This window comes from Rhizobium sp. SVR5-9E (assembly GCF_056755095.1).
In genome coordinates this window covers 1-230 of sequence record NZ_JBNDHS010000840.1, presented here as the reverse complement: position 1 = coordinate 230, position 230 = coordinate 1, and the positions used below count along the sequence as shown (strand labels likewise).

The 230-nt window shown below is 62.2% G+C and carries 1 protein-coding gene; it reads left to right on the top strand.

Annotated features, from left to right (window positions below; genetic code table 11):
- The coding region (locus ACPYOJ_RS37210; RefSeq protein WP_481420660.1) for a proton-translocating transhydrogenase family protein at positions 1-229 on the top strand (229 nt) is incomplete at its 5' end.
- Position 230 lies beyond the last annotated feature (1 nt).

The following is a 230-nucleotide window of genomic DNA, read 5'->3' as shown; positions in this document are numbered from 1 at the left end:
CTATGTGGTCTGGTCGGTGACGCCGGCCCTGCACACGCCGCTGATGGCGGTAACGAACGCCATCTCCTCCGTTATCGTCGTCGGCGCGCTGCTGGCGGTCGGTATTTCCGCCAGCGGATTGGCCACGGGCTTCGGCTTCGTGGCGCTGGTGCTCGTTTCGGTCAATATCGTCGGCGGCTTCCTTGTCACCCAGCGCATGCTGGCGATGTACAAGAAGAAAGACAAGTGAG